The organism is Kribbella sp. CWNU-51, assembly GCF_054073265.1.
In genome coordinates, this window is sequence record NZ_JBSXMZ010000007.1 from 469,388 (window position 1) to 491,469 (window position 22,082).

The 22,082-nt window shown below is 68.8% G+C and carries 18 protein-coding genes and 2 pseudogenes; 11 read left to right on the plus strand and 9 right to left on the minus strand.

Going from position 1 to position 22,082, the window contains the following annotated elements; all coding sequences use genetic code 11:
• Positions 1–126 precede the first annotated feature (126 nt).
• From ACXC9Q_RS10615 to ACXC9Q_RS10625, 3 genes are all read left to right on the plus strand, one after another.
• Entirely contained in the window at positions 127–1,452 is a 1,326-nt protein-coding gene (locus tag ACXC9Q_RS10615) for a glycoside hydrolase family 43 protein (RefSeq protein ID WP_457056302.1), read from the plus strand.
• 173 nt (positions 1,453–1,625) lie between these two features.
• A complete protein-coding gene (locus ACXC9Q_RS10620) occupies positions 1,626–2,327 on the plus strand; it encodes a hypothetical protein (RefSeq protein WP_457056303.1) in 702 nt (233 codons plus the stop codon).
• A gap of 92 nt (positions 2,328–2,419) precedes the next feature.
• Entirely contained in the window at positions 2,420–3,136 is a 717-nt protein-coding gene (locus ACXC9Q_RS10625; RefSeq protein ID WP_457056304.1) for a hypothetical protein, read from the plus strand.
• Positions 3,137–3,299: 163 nt separating this feature from the next.
• On the opposite strand, the gene ACXC9Q_RS10630 is transcribed toward ACXC9Q_RS10625, so the two are convergent.
• On the minus strand, positions 3,300–4,925 hold the full coding sequence (locus ACXC9Q_RS10630) for a serine/threonine-protein kinase (protein ID WP_457056305.1): 1,626 nt from the start codon (positions 4,923–4,925) through the stop codon (positions 3,300–3,302).
• A gap of 52 nt (positions 4,926–4,977) precedes the next feature.
• Here ACXC9Q_RS10630 and ACXC9Q_RS10635 point away from each other — a divergent pair, with 52 nt between their 5' ends.
• The 5 genes and pseudogenes from ACXC9Q_RS10635 to ACXC9Q_RS10655 all read left to right on the plus strand — a co-directional run bounded on the left by ACXC9Q_RS10635 (position 4,978) and on the right by ACXC9Q_RS10655 (position 10,552).
• Positions 4,978–5,538: an RNA polymerase sigma factor gene (locus ACXC9Q_RS10635; RefSeq protein ID WP_457056306.1), complete on the plus strand. Its 561-nt coding sequence runs from the start codon at positions 4,978–4,980 to the stop codon at positions 5,536–5,538.
• A 1,011-nt stretch (positions 5,539–6,549) separates the two neighbouring features.
• Positions 6,550–7,554 (plus strand): dihydroxyacetone kinase subunit DhaK, encoded by a 1,005-nt coding sequence (dhaK, locus tag ACXC9Q_RS10640; protein WP_457056307.1) that lies wholly within the window; start codon positions 6,550–6,552, stop codon positions 7,552–7,554.
• Positions 7,555–7,556: 2 nt separating this feature from the next.
• Entirely contained in the window at positions 7,557–8,177 is a 621-nt protein-coding gene (gene dhaL, locus ACXC9Q_RS10645; protein ID WP_457056308.1) for a dihydroxyacetone kinase subunit DhaL, read from the plus strand.
• Positions 8,174–8,584: pseudogene (gene dhaM / locus ACXC9Q_RS10650) on the plus strand (dihydroxyacetone kinase phosphoryl donor subunit DhaM); the annotation flags it as partial. The gene dhaL and the pseudogene dhaM, both read left to right, overlap by 4 nt.
• Positions 8,585–8,638: 54 nt before the next feature.
• Positions 8,639–10,552, plus strand: coding sequence for an HPr family phosphocarrier protein (locus ACXC9Q_RS10655; protein ID WP_457056765.1), 1,914 nt, complete (start codon positions 8,639–8,641; stop codon positions 10,550–10,552).
• Here ACXC9Q_RS10655 and ACXC9Q_RS10660 read toward each other — a convergent pair.
• Together ACXC9Q_RS10660 and ACXC9Q_RS10665 are read right to left on the minus strand one after the other, a co-directional pair.
• Positions 10,531–11,187, minus strand: coding sequence for a hypothetical protein (locus tag ACXC9Q_RS10660; protein ID WP_457056309.1), 657 nt, complete (start codon positions 11,185–11,187; stop codon positions 10,531–10,533). The two genes, ACXC9Q_RS10655 and ACXC9Q_RS10660, sit on opposite strands and share 22 nt — an antisense overlap.
• Entirely contained in the window at positions 11,184–11,732 is a 549-nt protein-coding gene (locus ACXC9Q_RS10665; RefSeq protein ID WP_457056310.1) for a GNAT family N-acetyltransferase, read from the minus strand. Before ACXC9Q_RS10665 ends, ACXC9Q_RS10660 begins: the two co-directional genes overlap by 4 nt.
• Positions 11,733–11,865: 133 nt before the next feature.
• On the opposite strand from ACXC9Q_RS10665, the pseudogene ACXC9Q_RS10670 reads away from it, so the two are divergent.
• Together ACXC9Q_RS10670 and ACXC9Q_RS10675 are read left to right on the plus strand one after the other, a co-directional pair.
• Positions 11,866–12,105, plus strand: a pseudogene (locus ACXC9Q_RS10670) (RNA polymerase sigma factor); the annotation flags it as partial.
• Between the two features lie 256 nt (positions 12,106–12,361).
• Positions 12,362–12,796, plus strand: coding sequence for a hypothetical protein (locus ACXC9Q_RS10675; RefSeq protein WP_457056776.1), 435 nt, complete (start codon positions 12,362–12,364; stop codon positions 12,794–12,796).
• Between the two features lie 48 nt (positions 12,797–12,844).
• Here ACXC9Q_RS10675 and ACXC9Q_RS10680 read toward each other — a convergent pair whose 3' ends face one another.
• Positions 12,845–15,199 carry a beta-L-arabinofuranosidase domain-containing protein gene (locus ACXC9Q_RS10680; RefSeq protein WP_457056311.1) on the minus strand — a complete coding sequence of 785 codons (2,355 nt, stop codon included), beginning with the start codon at positions 15,197–15,199 and terminating at the stop codon, positions 12,845–12,847.
• 199 nt (positions 15,200–15,398) lie between these two features.
• The gene (locus ACXC9Q_RS10685) at positions 15,399–15,893 is read right to left on the minus strand and encodes a DUF1707 domain-containing protein (RefSeq protein WP_457056312.1); all 495 of its coding nucleotides are present in this window, start codon (positions 15,891–15,893) and stop codon (positions 15,399–15,401) included.
• Positions 15,894–16,078: 185 nt separating this feature from the next.
• Between ACXC9Q_RS10685 and ACXC9Q_RS10690 the strand changes: the two genes are divergently transcribed.
• Positions 16,079–16,705: a hypothetical protein gene (locus ACXC9Q_RS10690; protein WP_457056313.1), complete on the plus strand. Its 627-nt coding sequence runs from the start codon at positions 16,079–16,081 to the stop codon at positions 16,703–16,705.
• A gap of 49 nt (positions 16,706–16,754) precedes the next feature.
• Here ACXC9Q_RS10690 and purL read toward each other — a convergent pair whose 3' ends face one another.
• The 4 genes from purL to purS are packed head-to-tail and all read right to left on the minus strand — an operon-like array spanning position 16,755 to position 22,018.
• Positions 16,755–19,028 carry a phosphoribosylformylglycinamidine synthase subunit PurL gene (purL, locus tag ACXC9Q_RS10695; protein ID WP_457056314.1) on the minus strand — a complete coding sequence of 758 codons (2,274 nt, stop codon included), beginning with the start codon at positions 19,026–19,028 and terminating at the stop codon, positions 16,755–16,757.
• Position 19,029: 1 nt separating this feature from the next.
• The gene (locus ACXC9Q_RS10700; protein WP_457056315.1) at positions 19,030–21,087 is read right to left on the minus strand and encodes a hypothetical protein; all 2,058 of its coding nucleotides are present in this window, start codon (positions 21,085–21,087) and stop codon (positions 19,030–19,032) included.
• Positions 21,087–21,758: a phosphoribosylformylglycinamidine synthase subunit PurQ gene (gene purQ, locus ACXC9Q_RS10705; RefSeq protein ID WP_329482673.1), complete on the minus strand. Its 672-nt coding sequence runs from the start codon at positions 21,756–21,758 to the stop codon at positions 21,087–21,089. Before purQ ends, ACXC9Q_RS10700 begins: the two co-directional genes overlap by 1 nt.
• On the minus strand, positions 21,755–22,018 hold the full coding sequence (gene purS / locus ACXC9Q_RS10710; RefSeq protein WP_329482674.1) for a phosphoribosylformylglycinamidine synthase subunit PurS: 264 nt from the start codon (positions 22,016–22,018) through the stop codon (positions 21,755–21,757). The genes purQ and purS overlap by 4 nt, the downstream gene beginning before the upstream one ends.
• Between the last annotated feature and the right edge of the window lie 64 nt (positions 22,019–22,082).

The following is a 22,082-nucleotide window of genomic DNA, read 5'->3' on the forward strand; positions in this document are numbered from 1 at the left end:
CGATGGCAAACGTGCCATACAACGGCTGGACCGACCCGCCCCAGGTCCGGAGGTCCGCCATGAGGTTCGCCCGCCCCATCCTCTGCGCAGTGCTCGCCGTGTTCGCGACCGCCGTACCGGCCGCCAGTGCTCCAGCCGTACTACGGCGCGACCACCCGCGGCGACCGGATCGGGGTCTGGTCCTCGCCGAGCCTCGCGACCCTGCTGGTGCAGCCCGAGCAGGTGGTGTGGCGCGACACCGACCCGAGCCGGAACACCCAGATGTGGGCGCCGGCGTTCCGGCACGTCGGCAGCCGTTGGTACATCTACTACACGGCCTCCGACGGCGTCGACGCCAACCACCGGATGTACGTGCTCGAGTCCGCCGGCGACGACCCGCTCGGTCCGTACACGTTCAAGGCGAAGATCGCGGACTTCGGCGAGTACGCGATCGACGGCGAGCCGATCACGGTCAACGGCCAGCAGTACTTCGTCTGGACCGGCCCGGGCCGTGGTCAGGGCGGACCGGCGCAGCTGTACATCGTCCGGATGAGCGATCCGTGGACGTCCACCGGTGCGCGAGTGGCGATCCCGGCGGACGGCGGCTGCACCGAGGTGCGCGAAGGCCCGACCCCGTTGTACGGCGCCGCGCGTACGTTCCTCACCTACTCCACCTGTGACACCGGCAAGCCGGACTACCAGCTGTGGATGACGAGTATCGCGAACGGCGCCGACCCGATGGTCGCGTCGAACTGGGTCCAGAACCCCGGCGCGATCTTCTCTCGCAACGACGAGACCGGCGTCTGGGGTCCCGGGCATCACTCGTTCTTCAAGTCCCCTGACGGCACCGAGGACTGGATCGCGTACCACGGTAAGAACACGAGTACGTACACGTACGACTTCCGCACCACCCGGGTCCAGAAGATCACCTGGAACGCCGACGGCACCCCGAACCTCGGTCGCCCGCTGGCCGCCGGCGCCACCCAGACCCTGCCGTCCGGCGACCCCCGGCTCGTCCAACTACTGGATCAACGACACCGACGCCACGGTCGCCTACACCGGCAACTGGAGCTCGGGTTCGGGCTGCGGCAACCAATGCTTCTGGGGCAACGACCACTGGAGCAACGTGGTCGACGCCACCGCCACCATCCACTTCACCGGCACCAAGGCTGCGCTTCTCAGCGTTGCCGATGCCGGAAACGGGATCGCCGCCATCTCGATCGACGGCGGCCCCGAACAACGCATCGACTACTACAGCTCCATCCGCGTCGGCGAACAACTGATGTACATCAGCCCTATCCTCGCGAACGGCGCCCACACCTTGACGGTCCGCGTCACCGGCGACAAGAACCCGGCCGCGAGCAACACCGTGATCAGCCTGGACCGCATCGAGGTGTACTGACTCAGGTACGCCGGACCGCGCACCGGCACAGTCAAGACCTCATTGAAAGGATTCAGGTCAGATCGGTGTGACAAGCCGTCTGCCGCTGGTTTTGGGCCACGGCCCGTCTCGCCTGAGAAGATGTCACCGTGCTCACGACCGCCTCCCCCGACCCGGCCCGTACGGCGTACGCCGTACTGCCGCCCGGCGGTCCTGCCCTGCCCTCCCCGCACACCGCGTCCGTGAGTCCAGGACCGGTGCCCGGGTGAGACGACTACTCCTCACCGGCCTGCTCCTCCTGGCCGTAGCCCTCGGCGCCACCGGCGGCTACTTCACCGGTGACTACCTCGACACCCCGCTCGCCACCGCCTCCGGCAACGCTGTCCCCATCGGCGACGTCTCCCCGAGCGAGCCGTCCCTGCCGGTCAAGACCCCCGTGCCGAACAACTTGCCCGCGCTGACGGTGGACGACCTGGACTTCCGGAAGCAGACGTTCACGGTGCATCAGGAGTCGTTGCCGCCGGTGCGGTTGTCGGTGCGGGTGCCGGCGGGCTGGGTGAAGTCGGTGAACAAGAAGGCGCCGGGTGAGGTGAAGTTCCTGGATTCCCTGCGCGAACGTGGGGTGCGGGTGGAGTCCGGCTTCCGGGTCGAGCTGACCCCTGCTCAGCAGCGGGACCGGCTGATCGCCCAACTGAAGTCGAGCCTGCCGTACGAGGACGACTTCCAGATCGTCTCGCAGACCGACGACACCGTCACTGGCGACGATGGCCAGTCGCGGCCGATCTCGACGCTGATCTACACCTATATTCCGACCCAGACGGTCCGGTACGTGATGGTCCGCTGGGTAGGCACCGCCGGCGACGGCCTGGCCAACGTCGAGATGTCGATCACCGGCCTCCCCCAGGACGCCAAGGCCCTCGATCTGGTCGCCGACGAAGCCGCCCAGTCGGTCACCCCGGAGGACTGACTCGTCGGGGTGGGTGTTTCACGGAATTGTTATCTGAGGGATGCAACCTGGCGTGGGGTTTGCGGGTCCTTGGTTTAGGGAGGTGGGGCGGCGTGGCTGGACGGGGGAGTGTTGTCGCTCTGCTGGCGTCGGGGCTGGTGGCGGTCATCGCCATCGGCGGCGCCGGCGGGTACGGCGTCGGGCTGTTGACGACCGCCGACCGGTTTGAGGCGGCAACCGGCGCGGCCGGGCCGCTCGGAAGCCTCCAGCCGTCGACACCATCACCAACGGTTGGTTCGACGCCGACCCCGCCGTCGAAGAAGATCGTGCCGGACAACAGCGAACCGCTGAACGCGGACGATCTCTACTACAAGACCCGCCAGTTCACCGCGACCAGCGTGGTGCGCTCGAAGGTCAGCCTCCGGGTGCCGGGGAACTGGAACTTCACCCAGCCGGATCCCCCGAAGATCGGCCGCTACACCGACCCGACCGGCAAGCGCTGGCTGCGGATCGAGGCAGGGTTCACGATCCGCCGGTCCCCCGCCGACTCGATGGCCGCAAAGCTCGTGGATCTTGGGACGGTCCCCGCCAACCAGATGCTCTCGATCAAGTCCCAGACCGTCGATCCCGACACCCACGACGCGACCCTCGTCTACACCTACATGCCGGACAACTCGGTCCGCTACGTAGTCGTCCGCTGGGTTGCCAACGGCGACGGTCTCTGCACCTTCGAGATCGCGGTCACCGGACTCCCCCAGGACCAGGCCGCGCTGGAAGACGTCCTGCAGCACGCCGACGACTCGGCCACTCGCGACGACTCGCCGATCTAGGATCGCTCAGTCGATCGGCCAGATGGTGCGGAAGATCGTGGAGCGGAGGCGGTAGAAGCGCCGCCGGGCCGACTGGATCAGCGCAGGGGACGGCCGGAGCCGTTCCGTCGGGATTCGCACCAGGGATTCCTCAAGCGTGCTGGGACAACAGGGCCGGTGCTCATCAGCCGGTGTACTGGACCGATTCGGCGATCTCGCGGGCGCGGTCGGGCTGGTTCTTCGGCAGCAGGACCTGGATGAGCATCGAGCCGGTGGTCCCCGTGTCCACGACTCGCTGGAAGAGCATAGCGCCGCCGTCCCCACAGCCGCTGGAAACCTGATCCGTCACCGTCCGCCCGTCGCCGGTCGACGGCGTCGGATCCCCGAGCGTGTTGCAGTTCAACTGCGGACTGGCGACCAGGGCGAGCTTGACGTCGCGCGCATCGGTGACACCGACGAAGACGCCCGGGGTGCGCGTCGACCAATCGCCGTCCCGACTGAGCCGGAGCGCCGGATACGACTTGGAGCTGCCCGGCGGCTGCCACTCCGAGTCGGCCACCGACTTGGCCCAGCCGCGCGGGAGGGTCAGCGAGAACCCGCTGTAGTTGACGCCGATCAGCTCGCGCGCCGCCAGATAACGCTGCCCCTCGAAGCCCGCGCCGCCGCCCACGATCAGCGCGAGTACGGCCGCGATCACCCATCGGCCGCGCCGCGGCTTCCGCGGGGGGGCAGGGGTCTCCGGCTGCGCCCCGGCCGTCCCGGTCCCGGTCGACGACTCCGCCGCACCTTCGGCCGCAAGCTCTGCGGCCGCGGACTCGACGGCCGCCGCCAGCGCCCCGACACTCGGGTCGGCGTCCGGAGTGGACGACGTCTTGACGATGGTCGGCATGTTCGCGTCGCTGAGGGCGGTCTGCTCGCCGTCCTCCCCCGGGGCCGCGGGTACGGCGACCGTTACCGACTCGCGGATCGAGAGCGGGAAATCGTGGGTCGTCTCGTCCAACGCGCCGACGAGCTCGCGGGTGAACGACTGGACGTCCGGCCAGCGCTTCTCCCGGTCCGGGTCGAGTGCGCGGACGATGGCCGCGTCGACCAGATCCGGCAGGTCGAACCCGAGCGAGCTCGGTGGCGGCGCGGCCTCGACCCGGCTCGCCGCGCCCAGCCCGTCGACCTGATGCGGTGACCGCCCGGTCAGAGCGGCGTACGCGACCGCGCCCAGCGAGTACTGGTCGGCGCGCTGGTCCAGCCGCTCACCCATCGCCTGCTCGGGAGCGACGTACGACGGGGTGCCGCCGGGCATTGTGATTCGCGACACCTCGTCGAGGGACTTGCCCAGGCCGAGGTCGGACAGGACGGCGCGCTCGCCGTCGTCCGTGCTGCGGAACAGAACGTTCGCCGGTTTCACGTCCCGGTGCAGCAGGCCGCGCCGGTGCAGGGCCTGCAGGCCGCGGCCGACCTGGACGACGACGTCGACGGCCTCGGCCACCGGCAGCGGCTGCTTCTTCAGTCGATCGGCCAGCGTGCCGCGGTCGGCGTACGTGAGCACGAGAAAGGGCCGGCCGTCCTCGAGTTCGCCGACGTCGTGGACCTGGACGACGTGCTCGGACTCCACCCGGCGCAGGAACCGGCCCTCCTCGAGGAACCGCTGCCGGACCGAGTCGTCGTGCCCCCAGTTGTCGGCGAGCACCTTGATCGCCACTTCGGCATCCAGTTGCTCATCGTGAGCAAGCCATACCGTAGCGAAACCGCCCGAGCCCAGACGTCGTCGCACGACGTAGCGGCCTAGCCTGGTTGGGACCCCCATACAGGGCATTATGGAGTACCAAGAGTCCCAGGCCGGGGGCCGATCGACAGCGAAGGCGCAGATGAGCGAGAGCACCAGCCCGACCGACGACCTCGGGACCCTGGCCGAGCGGGCCCAGGCGGGCGACAAACACGCGATGGACGACCTGCTGCGGCAGGTCTACCCGCGTGTACTGCGGATCTGCCGCAGCGTGCTGCCGTACTCCGCGGACGCTGAGGACGCGGCCCAGGAGGCGCTACTGAACATCGCCACCAAGATCGGCACGTACTCCGGCCGCAGCAGCTTCTCCACCTGGGTCCACTCGGTCGCGGCGAACTCGGCGCGTTCGACGTACCGCAAGCTGAAGCGTACGGCACAGGCCGCGCACAACCCGGAGACGATGGACAAGCCGGACCCGCGCACCACCAGCGTCATCGCCGGCACCCGCCTCGACCTGCTCGAGGCCCTCGAAACCCTCGAACGGGACCGCCCGCAGATGGTCACCCCATTGGTCCTCCGCGACGTCTACGGCCTCTCGTACGAGGAGATCGCCGCTCTCGTCGGCGCCCCGCTCGGCACCGTCAAGTCCCGCATCCACGACGCCCGCGAGGTCGTCCGCCCCCTCCTCCGCCCCAAGGACTGACCCACCGCCGCACCCCACCGCCTCCTGTCGCGCGACCAGATGATGCGCGCCCTTGATGGATAGCCGGCTCTTCGGTCGGTTCCGTGGGTCGCCGGCTCCGCCCACCTTTTGCACCGCGGGTGGACGACGGGAGATCGCCCAAGCCGAGGGGGCTATCCGGCTCTTCTGACGTATCCGAGCGTGGTTCGTTCGCCTCCTGCGCGTCCCGGGCAGTCGGGCGTGTTCTGTTGGTTGCCGCCGGGGTGGGGAGGATCTCGTCCCGGATCGGGTGGAAGATCCTCCCCGCCCCGGCCCGGCCAGCCGTGCAGAGTCCTGGTGCTCGGTCCCGACCGCGGACATCCGCGAGCGCGACTACTGAGACGAGGCCGGCCCGGGTCTCGGCCTGGGCGGACGTGGGGCACTCACTAACCCGGTCGGTCAGCTGCCGAATGGTCGCGGCCGAGCGGGGCAGCGCTGGCATCGCACTGCTTGGTGAGTGCTGCAGGTCCGGTCCGCGGCCCAGCATGGCCAAACCAGCCACCCCCGCCACACCCGCCACCGCCACCGGCCCGGGGTGTGGCGGACTTGCAGGCCATCACGATCGCCGAGACGCCGCGATCGTCCGCGGGAGGCCTTCGTCCTCGCCTCGTTGTGATGGCCTGGCGATCCGTTCGACCGCGCGGGCACCACCGACGGAGCCGACCGGAGCGCCGGTTCGCCCCGGCGCTGGCCGGTTCGCCCCGGCGCTGGCGGTTTCCCCTCGGAATTCGAGGGGAGAAGGAGCTATTCGAGGGGTTGGCGCATCAAATGGGCCGGTGGGCGGGGCCGGATGCCCGCAACCCGTTCAGACACGGACCTCGGCGGCGGGTTTTCGGGTACCGCAGAGTGGTCTGTGTCATGGGCGCTCTGATCACCGTCGCGGCTCTTCTGCTCACGGTGAGCCGACCGATCCGGTCGATCTCGTTGCTGTCGGCGGTGGCGGCCTGAGCGAGGGACTCCCGTTCCGGGCGGGCGTGTGCTCAGATGGGGAGCATGAAGAAGCTCATCAACGAACCTGGTGATGTTGTGAGTGAGGCGCTGCAGGGGATGGCGGCAGCGCATCCGGATCGGTTGCGGGTGGATCTGGAAAACCGGATCGTGTACCGCAAGGACGCCCCGAGGCCGGGCAAGGTGGGACTGATCTCCGGCGGTGGGTCGGGACACGAGCCGATGCACGGCGGGTTCGTCGGGCCCGGGATGCTCGACGCGGCCTGTGCCGGTGAGGTGTTCACCTCGCCGGTGCCGGACCAGATGATGGCCGCGACCAAGGCGGTCGACGCGGGTGCGGGCGTCCTGCACATCGTGAAGAACTACACCGGCGACGTGATGAACTTCGAGATGGCCGCCGAACTGGCCGCCGCCGACGCCGGCACCGAAGTGTTGTCGGTGGTGACGAACGACGACGTCGCCGTACAGGACAGCCTCTACACCGCCGGCCGCCGCGGCGTCGGCGTGACCGTGCTGCTGGAGAAGATCGTCGGCGCGGCCGCCGAGGAGGGGCGCCCGCTGCAGGAGATCGCGGACCTGGCGAAGAAGGTCAACGACAACGGCCGCAGCATGGGCATGGCGCTCACGTCCTGCACGGTCCCGGCGGCCGGCAAGCCGACGTTCGACCTGGCCGAGAACGAGATGGAGGTCGGCATCGGCATCCACGGCGAGCCCGGCCGGCAACGGTTGCCACTCGCACCGGCTCGCGACATCGCCGCGATGCTGGTCGACCCGGTGGTGAGCGACCTTCCTTATCAGCAAGGCGACTCGGTCATTGCCTTCGTCAACGGCATGGGCGGTACGCCGCTGCTCGAGCTGTACCTGATGTACAACGAGGTCGCCAAACTGCTCGACCGCGCCGGCATCACCGTCGCCCGCTCCCTGGTCGGCAACTACATCACCTCCCTGGAGATGGCCGGCTGCTCGGTCACCCTCCTGAAGGTGGACGACGAACTGGTCCGTCTCTGGGACGCCCCGGTCAACACCCCCGGCCTCCGCTGGGGCGCTTGAGCATGGGAGTCGACAGTTTCGTTGATTGGTTGCGGGATGCCGCGAGTACGTTGCATGAGAATGCGGCGTACTTGACCGAGCTGGATTCGGCGATCGGGGACGCGGATCACGGGGCCAACATGGACCGTGGGTTCCAGGCGATCGTCGCGGTGCTGGACGAGACCAGCTTCGGGTCGGTCGACGAGCTGATGAAGAAGGCGGGGATGACGCTGGTCAGCAAGGTCGGCGGGGCGAGCGGGCCGCTGTACGGCACGTTCTTCCTGCGCTTCGGGACCGCGCTGGCCGGCGCCGAACTGACCCCGGCGACGATCGGGGAGGCGTTCAGGGCCGGGGTCGGTGGGATCCTCCAGCGCGGCAAGGCGGAGCTGGGCGACAAGACCATGTACGACGCCTGGGCGCCGGCCCTCGACGCGTACGACGCTGCCGTTGCGGGCGGATCGGATCTCGCCGGTGCGCTGACCGCGGCGGCGGAGGCGGCCGCCAAGGGGCGGGACGCGACGGTGCCGCTGGTGGCGCGGAAGGGCCGCGCGAGCTACCTCGGCGAGCGCAGCGCCGGCCACCAGGACCCGGGTGCAACCAGTACTACGTTGCTGTTGGAGTCGGCTGCTCGCACCCTCCCATGATCGGGATCGTGGTGGTGTCGCACAGCCGGGCGCTGGCTGCGGCGGCGGTGGGGCTGGCGTCGGAGATGGTTGCTGAGGACAACCGTCCGGTGATCGCGGTCGCGGCGGGGCTGGACGAGACGACGTTCGGCACGGACGCGGCGGCGGTCTCCGAAGCGATCACGACCGCCGACAGCCCGGACGGCGTACTGATCCTCCTCGACCTCGGCAGTGCCGTGTTGAGCGCCGAACTGGCCTTGGAGTTCGTCGATCCCGAGCTCGCCGGGCGGGTCCGGTTGTCCAGCGCGCCACTGGTCGAGGGCCTGGTCGCCGCAGTGGTGACCGCGTCCACCGGCGCCTCTCTCGACGCGGTGGCGGCCGAGGCCGAGCGCGGGTTGCTCGGGAAGCAGGACCACCTCGGAGTCGGCGGTGCTGCCGAGTCGACTGCAGCGGTTGAGGCCGACCAGACGGTGGAAGTTGCGGTGAGCAACGAGCACGGGCTGCACGCGCGGCCGGCTGCGCGACTCGTTGGCCTGGTCAATGGTTTCGATGCCACTGTCACGCTCACCGATCTCGACACCGGGCGTGGGCCGGTTGACGCCGGGAGCTTGAGCATGGTCGCGACGCTGAACGCTCAGCACGGTCACCGGCTGCGGGTGGGCGCTAGCGGTGTGCAGGCTGCCGAGGTCTTGGCGGCGATCACCAAGCTGGCCGGGGAGAACTTCGGCGACACTGCCGGAGGAGGTGCACCGAAGCCAGGCACGGGTGGATCCGCGGGGACTGGTGGGTCAGGGCTGGATGTGGCGATCGGGCCTGCGGTCCTGGCCGGAGCGGCGGTGGATCTGAGCGGCTACGTTGCCGGGGACGACGAGTTGGGTCGGCTCGACCAGGCGGTGGCGACAGTTGGGGACGAGCTTCGCGGATTGCGGGACGGCAGCCCGGACCATGGGGAGATCTTCGCCGCGCACCTCGCGCTGCTGAACGATCGCAAGCCGTTGGAGGAGATCCGGGCGGCGATCACCGCGGGTACGCCGGCCGCCGTCGCCTGGAAGCAGACCTACGACGAACTGGCGGCCGCCTTCGAGGGACTGGACGACGCCTACCAGCGGGAGCGGGCGCAAGACGTGCGAGCCGTCCGCGACCGCGTACTGCGCGCTCTCACCAGGAGCGCCACCGACGAACCCAGCCCGGCCGGAGCTACCCCGGACAGCGCTGCCGAGGGGAGCATCCTCGTCGTGGCTGAGTTGGATGCGGCGACGGCTGCCACGCTTGACGCCGGGCGGGTTGCCGGAGTTGCTGTACGGGCCGCGGGGACGACCGGGCATGGGGTGATTGTGGCTCGCTCTCGCGGGATTCCGTTGATCACCGGGATCGGGGACGTCGAGGTGCCGGCGGGCGTGGTGGTTGCGTTTGATGCGCGCGTGGGGTCGTTCGAGGTTGCGCCGGACGAAGACGCCGTACGAGCGACGATCGCTGAGCGGCGCGGTGAGCGGGAGCAGGCGTTGACGCGAGCCGATGAGCCGGCGACAACTGTGGACGGGCGGACGATCGGCGTGCTCGTCAACGTCGGCGCCGTCCAGGATGCGGTGGAGGCGCGGGGTGCGGACGGGTCCGGCCTGGTGCGGACCGAGGTGTTGTTCGGTGATCGGCGTACGGCGCCGACCGTGGACGAGCAGGTCGAGCAGTTCCGGGCGATCGCGCGAGCGTTGGACGGCAAGCCGATCACGATCCGGACCTGGGACATCGGTGGCGACAAGCCGCTGCCGTTCCTGCCGCAGGACCGGGAGGCGAACCCGTTCCTCGGCGAGCGCGGGATCCGCGTGTTCCGGCGGCGTCCCGGACTGCTGCGCGATCAACTCGAAGCCGTCCGTCGGGTCGCGGCCGAGACTCCGGTGCACGTGATGTTCCCGATGGTGACGACCGCGGACGAGGTCGCCTGGGGACTCCACGAGCTCGACGATCTCGGCCCACGGCCCGACGGCCTGGAGATCGGCATCATGGTCGAGGTCCCGGCCGCCGCACTCCGCATCGCCACCCTCGCCACCGGGCTGGATTTCGTCAGCATCGGCACCAACGACCTCACCCAGTACACAACCGCCGCGGACCGCACCAACACCGCCGTCGCCCCACTTGCCGACGGCCTCGACCCCGCAGTACTGCAGCTGATCGACCGCGTCGTTCGCAACGCGGGCGTTCGCGTCGCAGTCTGCGGTGACCTCGCCAGCGATCCGCAGTCCGCCGTACTGCTCGCTGCTCTCGGGGTGGAGGAGCTCAGCGCGGTCGGTCCGCAGGTCCCGCTGGTGAAGGCACGCCTACGGCAGGCAGTTCTCAGTGAGGTCGACACGGCCGCAGTGCTGGCGGCACGGGACGCTGCTCAGGTGCGCGGCTTGCTGTAGTACAACAGCTCGACCAGGCTGAAGCCAGCGGTGCGGTTGGCCTTCGCGGGGAGGGTGAAGGCCTCGCCGGGCTCCAGGTAGGTGACCTCTGGGTTGTCGAGGTCCAGGTCGACTACAAGGGCTGGGTAGGCGCCGGTGTGCCAGGTGTAGGACTCGCCCGCGTCCGGAGTGACGTGCTGGACGCGTACGTCGTCCTCGTCGACGACCACCTTGGCCGGGATCTCACCGATCTCCTCGAACGCGGCGTCGGCGGGTACACCCGCGACCACGAAGTACGGGTCGCCGGACGCCTCCTCGCCCAGGTCGAGGATCTCGATCAACCGGTTGAGGTAGAGCGCCGTACCGTCGTTGGTGAGCATGTGCACCGGCGACACCGGGCGATACACCGAGCCGCCGACTGTCTCGCTCAGCTGCCGTGCCGGGCTGCCGTCGAGCCAGTCCATGTGACAGGGGGACGTCGACAGGCACAGGACGACGTACGGGTTGTGGTGCAGGTGCCAGCCCTGTGCCTCGCCGGGTTGCAGTGACACCTCCCAGACGCGGACGCGGGAGTTCTTCAGCAGCACTCGGGTCCCGATCTCGCCGAGGACCACCTCGGTGCCGTCGGGGACGAGAACCTTGGTGCCTGCGGTCATGCGTACTCCTCCAGGTCGATCGGTCGTTCCATGGCGACTCCCTCGAGGACGACGCCGTCGGGCATCGGGAGGTCGACGGGCTCCACCTCGGTGAATCCGAAGGCCGTGTACAGCGGTGCCCCGGGCAGCGTCGCCATCAACGCGAGCCGGGTGAACCCCTCCGCCCGGGCCGCGTCGACACAGGCGGTCAGGATCCCCCGCCCGAGTCCGCGCCGGGTCCAGTCCCCGCGGACGAACATCGCCCGGATCCGGGCCGGTTCGGTGGCCGGGTCCAGCAGTCGCTCGTCGGCGCCCGCCGTACTCGCGTTGAACAGCTTGTTCCGCCGGCTCCATCCACCACACGCGACGATCTCGCCGGCGGCCTCGTACACGTAGTACGTGCCGTCATCGATCAGCGCGGTGTCCAGAGTGGTGATGTGTTCCGCCGCGCTCGCGGTCTGCACCTCGTCGTGGTACGCCGGGAACACCTCGCGCACCGAAGCCCGCGCCAACTCCGCGATCGCCGGCCCGTCTGCCCCCACCGCCAGCCGCAACCTAGCCTCCACGCAGCACAGGTTAGTTCACTCCGGCCGACGCCTTCTGGTCCAGGGCGGTCACGGAATCCACACGGAAAGCTGCCGGAAGCTGCAATGTGGGCGGGGTGAAATGGGCGGGCAGAGTGCTGGACATCTACCGGGTATGACGCTGATACCGATCGAGGCCCGGACCGGGTCGGTGAGAGAGGGAGTCGTGCACGACCCACCCGACGTACGCCAGGAGCGGTTCGAAGAACTGTTCGGTGCGCATCGCGAGGCCGTGCTCGGGTACCTGCGCCGCCGGACCGACAGCGGCCACGACGCCGCCGACCTGCTGGCCGACACGTTCCTGGTGGCGTGGCGACGGCTGGACGACGTACCTCTCGACCCGCAGACCCGGCCATGGCTCTACGGCGTGGCTCGCCGAGTGCTCGCGAATCACCGCAGAGGTGAGGGCCGTCGGCACGCACTGGCGACCAAGCTGCGCGACGAGCTCACCGAGCTCGACGCGACAGACCGGTCGTCGCCGGACGACACTCCGGCGGCTCGTGCCTTCCCGGCTCTTCCCGAGCAGGACCGGGAGCTCCTGTCGCTGGTGGCGTGGGAGGAACTCGACATCGCGCAGAGCCGTGCCGGTCAGCCCGCCGTTCGTCGGGTCCATGGTCGACTTCTCGGCTCAGAACGGGAAGCAGATGGAACAACTCCACCGGCTCGAACCCGGCGAGAAGTGCAACGGCACCCTGAACGCCTCCGACCCCGGTTGCCAGGACGGCCTCGAGCTGCCGAAGAACTACGACGGCAAGACCGTGATCGACTTCGGCCGCGCCGCGAAGACAGGTGAGATGTACATGCACACGTCCTCGTCGGCCACCGACAAGGGCGAGGTGCTGGCCGGGCTGGCCATCGAGAACAAGACCGTCGCCCAGGTGCTGCCGCAGGTCGAGGGGCGCGGGGTCAAGGTCGACTACCTCACCGGCGACGGTCCGAGCTTCGATTCTCGCGACTCGGTCCCCGGCAACTGGTACGTCCACGGCGCGATTACCTACCGGCCTGGACAGGTCTCCCTGTACGCCGGCCCCGCTCCGCAGAAGTAGAACTCCGCCGTGCTGGTCCCGCCACCAAACGGGACCAGCACGGCTGTGTTAGCTGAACGCCAAGTGCAGTAGGCCACCGGAGTATGTCGGACGCAGTGCGGCCTCGACCCGGACGTACTGCGACCGGACCGGTGTGAACGCCGTCGTGTTCAGACGATCCGTGACCACCTCGTACGGCGTACTGTTCTCGACCGGACGCCAGGCCTCCCCGTCGAGCCACAAGACCCGCCACGAGTCCGGCACCCGGCACTCCCCGGACCCCGTGTCGTCGAACCAGTAGACCGACGCCTGGGACAGCTCGCGGACGTCGCGCAGGTCGTACTGGAGCCACTCCGTCGTCCCACGCCGGTCCCACCAGGTGAAGCGTGGAATTGACGTGTCCCCGGACGACGCGGGCAGCCGGCCGTCGTCCGCCGCCTCGAGTGAGTCGCCGTCGTTGACGTGTGAGGCGGTGATCCGGGTACGGCGGATCCACTCCTCTCCATCCGACGACACCTGAGGGAAGGATGTGATCCGGAGCCGCGCGGCGCCCATCGGGATGAAAGTCACCGTTTCGACCGGCTCCGATGAGCGGGCCGGACCACGCTGCAGCAGTCCGACCACATCCTCGGTGTCGGTCTCCCACTGCGGGATCCGCCGAGCCTGCGTGGTCAAGGCGAGCGGCACGCCCTCGGTGGTGAACGGGTTCTCGCCGGCGTCCCGCCGTACGACGTCGAACTGCGCATCCGGCATCAGACCGTAGTTCCACGGAGACTCCGGATAGACAGCCAGCTCCGGCCAGTCCTCGGTGCCGCCGATGCGCTCGTAGCGTTCGTCGATCTTCAGCGAGTAGGTCAGCGGACCACGGTCGACGGAGAGGGAGTCGTGGTTGTCGTTCCACACCCGGGTGGCGGTCCGCATCGGCAGCACCAGCTCGACGCGGTCGCCCGAGTGCCAGGTGCGATCCACCTTCATCCACTCGCCGGCAGTCCGGACCGGCTGGCCGTTCACCTCTACCGAGACGTCATGCGACCAGCCAGGACGCCTTAGATAGAAGGGGAATCGGACAGCACGCGCAGTCTGCACCGTGAAGGTGATCTTGTCGGAGAACGGGTACTCCGTGTCCTGCACGATGCTCACCATGTCTCCTGCACCGACGCGAGCGGTGACCTTGCTGGCGGCGTACATCGACGCCGCCAGTCCGTGGTCCGTCGTCGCCAGCCACAGCTCCTGCGCGTAGTACGGCCAGCCCATGCCGTAGTTGTGCGGGCAGCACCGATACTGATGCACGCCGTACTTGTAGGCCTGCATGGCGAAGGGATTCTCGAACTGCCCGTGCTTCGGCCGGTCGTCGAGCTGCACGCTGTTGGCACAGGTGATGTAGTGCATGACTCGCTGCTGCGGATCGTACGACGCCGGCAGCGAGTTGAACGCCAGTTCCTCACACCGGTCCGGCCAGACCGTGTCACCCGTGAAGCGGGTCAGCAGTTCGCAGCTGTGCATCAGTTCGACGATCCCGCACGTCTCGAACCCCTGCCGCGGGTCATCGAACCCAGGCCGCGAGTCCTCGTCCCCCGCAAACCCACCGCCCGGAAACTGACCGTAGCGCCCCATCACCGTCGCATAGTTCCGGTACGTCGCCTCCCGGTGCTGCACGTCGCCACTCAGAAGCCAGTACTGCAATGGTTCGCGGAACCCCTGCGCCAGGTTGACGTTGTGCCAGGTAGGAATGCCAGTGATGTAGTCGGCTGAGCCGGCGTGCATCTTCGTCACCAGGTCGAGCAGCCACTCGTCGCCGGTGCGGTTGAACAGCCAGTACGCCGTGTCGATGTTGTCGCCGCACCGGAACGCACCCCACGAGCGGTTGAACACCTCGGCCGGCTGCGTGTTCTGGAACTGCAGGTACTTCGTCATGAACGGGATGACCCGCTCGTCGCCGGAATACTCGTACCAAGACCGGAACGCGGCCAGCAACGGCATTCCGGGCCAGAAGTCCGGACCGTCCTCCAGTGAGGTCCGCAGTCGGTCCGGACCGAACCAGCCGTCCGGAGCCTGGGTCGCGAGGATGCCGTCGATCCAGCGCTGCGTCCTGGTCAGTACGCCGCTGTCGCCGGTCGCGTAGCCGAGATCGCCGAAGCCGCGGAGCCAGTACGGCAACTCCTCCCAGGCGCCCTGGGCCGGATCGACCCAGCCGTTGGTGTCGTAGACCAGGAAGTCCGAGATCTCGTCGTACCGGCCGCAGAGGCCGTTGACCTGCAGCTCGAGCTGCTGCGCGAGCCAGCCGCGGGGTTCGATCGCGCCGGGTGGCAGCTTCTGGAACGGGACCGGCTTCAGCGGCGCCCGCTGCGGGACGTAATGCCCGCCGCGAGTAGCCGGCGGCCCGCCAGCTCGGTCAACAGCGACGGCGTGGGCGGATTCGGGCATGGCGGCGCCTTTCGGGTGACGGGCGGAGGTCGACGCTAGCGTCCTGAGTCGGAAGTTCGGCGAGAGATTTCGGTGGTCAGGTGCGTGCATCGGGGTGCTTGAGCAGTGGCCTCGATGCGGAGCATCATGGGCGCTGGTCAAGTGCCGCGAGGCGCGTGCCTGGGCGCCGAAAGCGCCGTCGAACTTCCGACTCAGGACGCTAGCTTCCTGACCGACGGCGCTCCTCGCGCTGCGGGCGAGAGGCCCAGCGGTAGGTGAAGAACACCCAGGCCAGCGCGGGCAACCCGAAGATCGCGGCCGCGATCTCACGGCCGAAGACCATCAGCACCAGTCCGGTCAGCGCGAACGGCAGGGCCATCCACACAGCGCCCGCGAACGCGGCCCACCGCCACCTGCCAGCCTTCTTCGGCTCTGGCTTGTAGAGCGATGGAGCCGGGAGGCCGGCGAAGATCGGCTGCAGGTCGGCATGCGTCACCGCGTCGTTCAGCCGATCCACCCGCCGATGCAGCTCGACCTCGTCCAGCCGACCGACCGCGAACTGCTCGGCCAGCTCGTCGGTACAGATCCGCCGCTCTTCGTCGCTCAACCGCAAACCAGCCATCCGGCGCCGCGCAGCCGCAACCCGAGCCTCCTGCCCGGCCGCCGCCGCGAGCCCCATCAGCTCACTCGGCGTGACCGGCCGCCGCTCCGCCATCCGCTCACCTCACTCGTCCCCTTCGAGTGTGCCAGACGCTCGGTGGCCCGACCGCCGAACGCCATTTGGTTGCCGGGGCCGGCGGAGACGTTGCTCACAAGATCGGCGCTCAACCGCGGGCGGGCACCAAGTCATCTCAAGTCGCGAAGGGCCGAACGGAGCCCCTGGCCATGAAGGACGGAAACATGAAGAAGACCACGCTTCGGGTACTGGTCGGCACCGCGATCATCGGTGCCGTGGTGCTCGTACTGGGTGTCGCGCCGAGTGACGCCGCCGCGCCGGCCCGCACGAGCGTCGCGGCCCACGCCAAGCCCGCGCTCAACCCGGCAAGCCTCAGCTACAAGTACAAGTGCTGGGGTCACGTCGGCAACTGCAACGTCTCGGTGTACGCGCCGACCGGCTGGAAGTTCACCAGGCTCGGCATGTACCAGGCCAAGTTCACCGACAGCTCGAACACCTGGATGCTCCGGGTCGACGGCGGCCTCAACGGCAAGGTGAGCGTGAACACCGCCTCCCAGCAGCGGGTCAAGGCCCTGCACGGCGTGCCCGGCCTGAAGATCGTCGCCCGCGCCCACGGCACGGTGAAGTCGAAGGTGCCGTGGACCGCGCCGCCGGTCGCCTACACGTCGATCACCTACACGTACCGCGACGGGGCCCGTGGCCAGCGCTGGGTCACCACGCGCTTCATCGACACCCTGGAGCACGGCAAGCGTGCCTACATCGAGGTCACGGTCGCCGGTCGTCCGCAGGACCAGGCCGGCCTGAACCGCGTCCTGGCCGAGGCGACTCAGCGGGTGGCACTCGTCGGCTGACGCGGCGCGGACCCGGGCACCCATACGGCCCGGGTCTTCGCGCGTCTGGTCAGTTGAGGGCAGCCGGGAGCGTCTGCGTCCAGGCCGTCCGCAGCTCGGTCAGCGGCACCTCGAACTGGTCCTGGATGTCGAGGGTGTCGCCGGTGATGACGCCGATCTTCGCGTGCGGGAAGCGGCGGGCCGTGCACATGTCGGTGAACCGGACCTCTTCGGTGCGCGGTACGGCGACGACCGCCCGGCCGGCCGATTCGGCGAACAGGAACAGGAACGGGTCGAGCCCGTCCGGCGCCCACACCCGCGCACCCACACCGCCGCGGAGAGCCGACTCGACCAGCGTCTGCGCCACGCCGCCGTCGCTGACGTCGTGCGCCGCGTCGATGAGGCCGTCGCGGGACGCGTTGATCAGGATGTCGGCCAGCTGCTGCTCAGCCGCCAGGTCGATCGCCGGCGGCCGTCCACCGAGGTGGCCGTGGATGACGTGCGCCCACTCCGACCCGGACAGTTCCTCCTCGGTCTCACCGAGCAGGTACAGCTGGTGACCCTCCATCTCGGGCGTGAAGCCGATCGGCGTACGACGGGTGACGTCGTCGATGACGCCCAGTACGCCGACCACCGGGGTCGGCAGGATCGGAGTGTCACCGGTCTGGTTGTAGAACGACACGTTGCCGCCGGTGACCGGGATACCGAGCTCCTTGCAGCCGTCGACCAGGCCGCGGATCGCCTCGGCGAACTGCCACATCACCGCCGGGTCCTCGGGCGAGCCGAAGTTCAGGCAGTCGGTCACCGCCGCCGGCCGCGCGCCGGTCGTCGCGACGTTGCGGTACGACTCGGCCAGCGCGAGCTTCGCGCCGGTGTACGGGTCGAGCTTGGCGAACCGCCCGTTGCAGTCGGTCGACACCGCGACCCCGAGCCCGCTGGTCTCGTCGACCCGGATCATCCCGCTGTCCTCGGGCTGCGCGAGCACCGAGTTGCCCAGCACGTAGCGGTCGTACTGGTCCGTCACCCAGGACTTGTCGCACAGGTTCGGCGAGGCGACCAGCTTCAGCAGGGTGTCCCGCAGCTCCGCGGGCGTGGTTGCCCGCGGCAACTTCTCCGCGCCGTCGGCCTGCAGCTCGTCCTGCCAGTCCGGCCGCGCGTACGGCCGCTCGTAGACCGGCCCCTCGTGCGCGACGGTTCGCGGCGGTACATCGACAACCCGCTCGCCGTGCCAGTCAATCTGCAGCCGGCCGGTGTCGGTGACCTCGCCGATCACGTCCGCCTGCACATCCCACTTGGCGCAGATCTTCAGGAACGCCTCGACGTTGTCCGGCGTGACGACCGCCATCATGCGTTCCTGCGACTCGCTCATCAGGATCTCTTCCGGCGCGAGCGACGCGTCCCGCAGCGGCACCTTGTCGAGCGACACGTACATGCCGCCCTCGCCCGCACTCGCCAGCTCAGACGTCGCACACGACAGGCCCGCGCCACCGAGGTCCTGGATGCCTTCCACCACGCGCGCGGCGAACAGCTCGAGCGTGCACTCGATCAGCAGCTTCTCCATGAACGGGTCGCCGACCTGGACCGCCGGCCGCTTGGTCGGACCGCCTTCGGCGAAGGTCTCCGACGCCAGCACCGACACTCCGCCGATCCCGTCGCCACCGGTCTTGGCGCCGTACAGGATGATCTGGTTGCCGACGCCGGTCGCGTTGGCCAGGTGCAGGTCCTCGTGCCGCATCACGCCGACGCAGAGCGCGTTGACCAGCGGGTTGCCCAGGTACGTCGGGTCGAAGACGACCTCACCACCGACGTTGGGCAGGCCGAGGCTGTTGCCGTAGCCACCGACGCCGGAGACGATCCCGGGCAGCACGCGCTTGGTGTCCAGCGCGTCCAGCGGGCCGAACCGCAGCGGGTCCATCACCGCGACCGGGCGGGCGCCCATCGCGAGGATGTCGCGGACGATGCCGCCGACCCCGGTCGCCGCGCCCTGGTAGGGCTCGACGTACGACGGGTGGTTGTGCGACTCGACCTTGAACGTGACGGCGTACCCCTCGCCGATGTCGATGACGCCGGCGTTCTCACCGATGCCGGCCAGCATCTTCCCGGCCGGTGTCTCCTGCGGGATCTCGCCGAACTTGCGCAGGTGCACCTTGGACGACTTGTACGAGCAGTGCTCGCTCCACATCACCGAGTACATCGCCAGCTCGCAGCTGGTCGGCCGCCGGTCCAGGATGTCCCGGATCCGCTGGTACTCATCCGGCTTCAAGCCGAGCTCCGCCCACGGCTGCTCGACCTCAGGGGTGCTACTGGCGTTGCTGACGGTGTCTGCGTGTGATTCCGGGGACACGTTAGGACTCCTGCACTAGGTGGGACTCAGGTGAAACGGTAGCGGGCTGCCCAGCGGCCACAAGGTGAGCCGCTAGCAGTGGTACTGCGAAGCCGGCCATGATCGCGGGTAGGGCGACGCCGGCGTCGTTCAGCAGCATGCCGACCAGACCGCAGGTCGACAGAGCGAGGAGAGTCGGCCGGATCATCGGCAGACTGGTGTAGAAGCGGCGGTAGGACTCTGAGGGCACCTTCTCGGGCAGCACAGTGGCGAGCATGCACAGCACCACTGCCACGAGCATGACCCAGCCGGACGGACCGGTGAAGAACTGCACCGCCATGTCCAGCTTGCGGATCAGTATGTCGCTCACGTCCCCGTCGAGCAGCCGGGCCACGAACGTGCCGAAGTGGCTCCGCTGGTCCGGCGGCCGCAGATAGTCGAGGTAGGCGACAGCGGACACCGCCAGTACGCCGGTCAGACCCACACCGATCAATGCACGCAGTGAGATGCTGCCGCGCCAGGTCAGCCAGGCCATGAGCAGTACAGCCGGGGTCAGCGCGATGATGCCGCCGAAGTCGGTCCCCCAGCCCGGCCTGCCGTCCACGACGATCGCAGCGCCGCCGATCGCAAGCACAGCGAGTGCGGCCTGCACTCTGCTCTTGTCGATCAGCTTCTGCGCGGCCCAGCCGGCCGTGACGAGGGCTGCGACCGCAAGCGTCGCGAAAGTGGAGTTGCCGAAGCCATAGAACCGTCCACCGATCACCGGCCCGTCGGTGAACATGCTCCCGAACTGCAGCGGCGTCCCAAGCACGCCGTCCACCAGCAAGATCACGTACGCCGTCAACGCGATCCCCAGGAACGCATAACGCTTCAGCACGACCTGAGCCACACCTGCCAGGACCACGCTGATCCCGAGAACCACGCAGTACAAGGAGAAAGCGGGCGCGGGCCACCGCCACCACACGGTCGCGGTGGACAGGAAAACCGCGATGAAGAATCCACCCTGCGTCAACAGCGTGAACACGACCGTACGACGGGACCGTGGGCTCCGCGTGATCCAGAACCAGGCGATCGCGAGCAGTTCCGCGGCCAGGATCGTCATCGAGACCGCGACCAGCATCGGCCGTGGCTGCTCGAACCGTTGGTTGGTGTCCAGCCGGTTCTCGATCACCGCGGCCGCATCGGTGTGCACGTCACCGGTGGAGTGGATCTCGTTCCCATCCAGCGGCCCAGCCTTCGCCACTCCAGCCGGATCGACTTCTGCGGCTGTGCGCCCCTTGAGAACGGTTGCCGTGATATCGGTCAGCTGGATCAGACCCGGTCGGCGGGTGCTGTCACTCGTCAGCCAGCGCGGGCCGTTGTCCGGAGGAAGCTGCATCGCAACGAGCGGCTCCTGGTGTGCGTTGGCGAGCTCCTGGCTGACACCGACCAGCAGAACCCAACCGCCGGACGCCCGGGCCTGGGCGACCAGATCCGCGACCCGCTTGCGTGCCTCCGCCCGCCCTTCCCTCAGAGGTAGCGCGCCGGCGTCGATGACCGCGTCACCGCAGTCGTTGCTCGCCAGTCTGGTCGCGTCAAAGTCGGGTTGCCAGTTGGTCACCGAGCCGTCGGTGTGAGCCAGCGCGATCGCCGCACCGGGTCCGAAGCCGCACATCGGGTAGCCGGCCTGACCGAGACGGCCGATGGGTGCGCCGGTGTGGTGTTCGGCCTGGCGGTCGACATACGTCTGCCAGTCGGCCACCTTGCCGTTGGTGACAGCCGGCAGGTCACCGCAGGGCAGGTCGGCCACACTCCCCCAGGCCCGGGTGCCGGCGCTGATCGTCAGCCAGCCGTCGATCGGACAGGTGTGCGGGCCGGCGGTCTTCACGGTGATGGAGCCGACGTTCGACTGGTTGACCAGCGCGGTCAGCTCCGGCGATGCCTTCACGTCACTCCAGGTCAGACCGGAGACGCCGATCACCACGACCTTCGCCATCAGGCTCGCCGGCTGGGCGCTCGCCGTACCGGTGGCGGCGAGCACGGCCGCCGCGGTCAGAAAGAGGCTGCGGGCCAGGAGGCGCCGCAACCTTGACGACTTCATCAGCTGGAGACGACGGCCTTCAGCACCGAGGTGAAGAAGCCCAGGCCGTCCGTACTGGGGCCGGTCAGTGTTTCGACGCAGTGCTCCGGGTGCGGCATCAGGCCGACCACGTTGCCGCGCTCGTTGGTGATCCCGGCGATGTCGCGGTACGAGCCGTTCGGGTTCTCGTCCAGGTAGCGGGCGACGACCCGGCCCTCGCCCTCCAGCCGGTCCAGGGTCGCCTCGTCGGCGACGTACGAACCGTCCTGGTTCTTGAGCACGATGGTGATCTCGTGGTTGGCGTCGTAGTCGCTGGTCCAGGCGGTGCGGTTGTTCTCGATCCGCAGCGGCTGGTCCTTGCAGATGAACTTGCGGTGGTGGTTCTTGATCAGAGCGCCCGGCAGCAGGTGCGACTCACACAGCACCTGGAAGCCGTTGCAGATCCCCAGCACCGGCAGGCCCTCGCCGGCCCTCTTGATGATGGTGTCCATCACCGGCGCGAACCGGGAGATGGCACCGGCCCGGAGGTAGTCGCCGTACGAGAAGCCGCCCGGCAGGACGACCGCGTCCACACCGTGCAGGTCGGCGTCGCCGTGCCAGAGCGCGACCGCCTCGGCACCGGCCACCGCGGCCGCGCGGCGGGCGTCGACATCGTCGAGCGAGCCGGGGAAGGTGACGACCCCGATCTTCACTGCGCGTCCTCTTGGGCGTCCTCGACGTGGAGGGTGTAGTCCTCGATCACCGGGTTGGCCAGCAGCGTGTCCGCGGCCTTGCGGATCTCGGCGACCCGTTCCTCGGTCGCCTCGCCGTCCAGGGTGATCTCGAACCGCTTTCCCTGCCGGACGTCGGCCACGCCGTCGAAGCCGAGCCGGCCGAACGCGCCGTGCACCGCCTTGCCCTGCGGGTCGAGGATCTCGGGCTTGAGCATGACGTCGACGACAACGCGAGCCACTGACTTACTCCAGGTCTCGTTCCGGGGTGACGCCTGAATCCTACCGATCCAGCCCCAGAACTCC

Bases quoted from the DNA above. Each gene is read 5' to 3' on its own strand.
- ACXC9Q_RS10685 (WP_457056312.1), bottom strand. From the start codon at position 15,893: ATGGCGGAGCGGCGGCCGGTCACGCCGAGTGAGCTGATGGGGCTCGCG.
- ACXC9Q_RS10700 (WP_457056315.1), bottom strand. From the start codon at position 21,087: ATGAAGTCGTCAAGGTTGCGGCGCCTCCTGGCCCGCAGCCTCTTTCTG.
- ACXC9Q_RS10680 (WP_457056311.1), bottom strand. From the start codon at position 15,199: ATGCCCGAATCCGCCCACGCCGTCGCTGTTGACCGAGCTGGCGGGCCG.
- dhaL (WP_457056308.1), top strand. From the start codon at position 7,557: ATGGGAGTCGACAGTTTCGTTGATTGGTTGCGGGATGCCGCGAGTACG.
- ACXC9Q_RS10690 (WP_457056313.1), top strand. From the start codon at position 16,079: ATGAAGAAGACCACGCTTCGGGTACTGGTCGGCACCGCGATCATCGGT.
- ACXC9Q_RS10630 (WP_457056305.1), bottom strand. From the start codon at position 4,925: ATGCCCTGTATGGGGGTCCCAACCAGGCTAGGCCGCTACGTCGTGCGA.
- ACXC9Q_RS10660 (WP_457056309.1), bottom strand. From the start codon at position 11,187: ATGACCGCAGGCACCAAGGTTCTCGTCCCCGACGGCACCGAGGTGGTC.
- ACXC9Q_RS10675 (WP_457056776.1), top strand. From the start codon at position 12,362: ATGGTCGACTTCTCGGCTCAGAACGGGAAGCAGATGGAACAACTCCAC.
- ACXC9Q_RS10635 (WP_457056306.1), top strand. From the start codon at position 4,978: ATGAGCGAGAGCACCAGCCCGACCGACGACCTCGGGACCCTGGCCGAG.
- dhaK (WP_457056307.1), top strand. From the start codon at position 6,550: ATGAAGAAGCTCATCAACGAACCTGGTGATGTTGTGAGTGAGGCGCTG.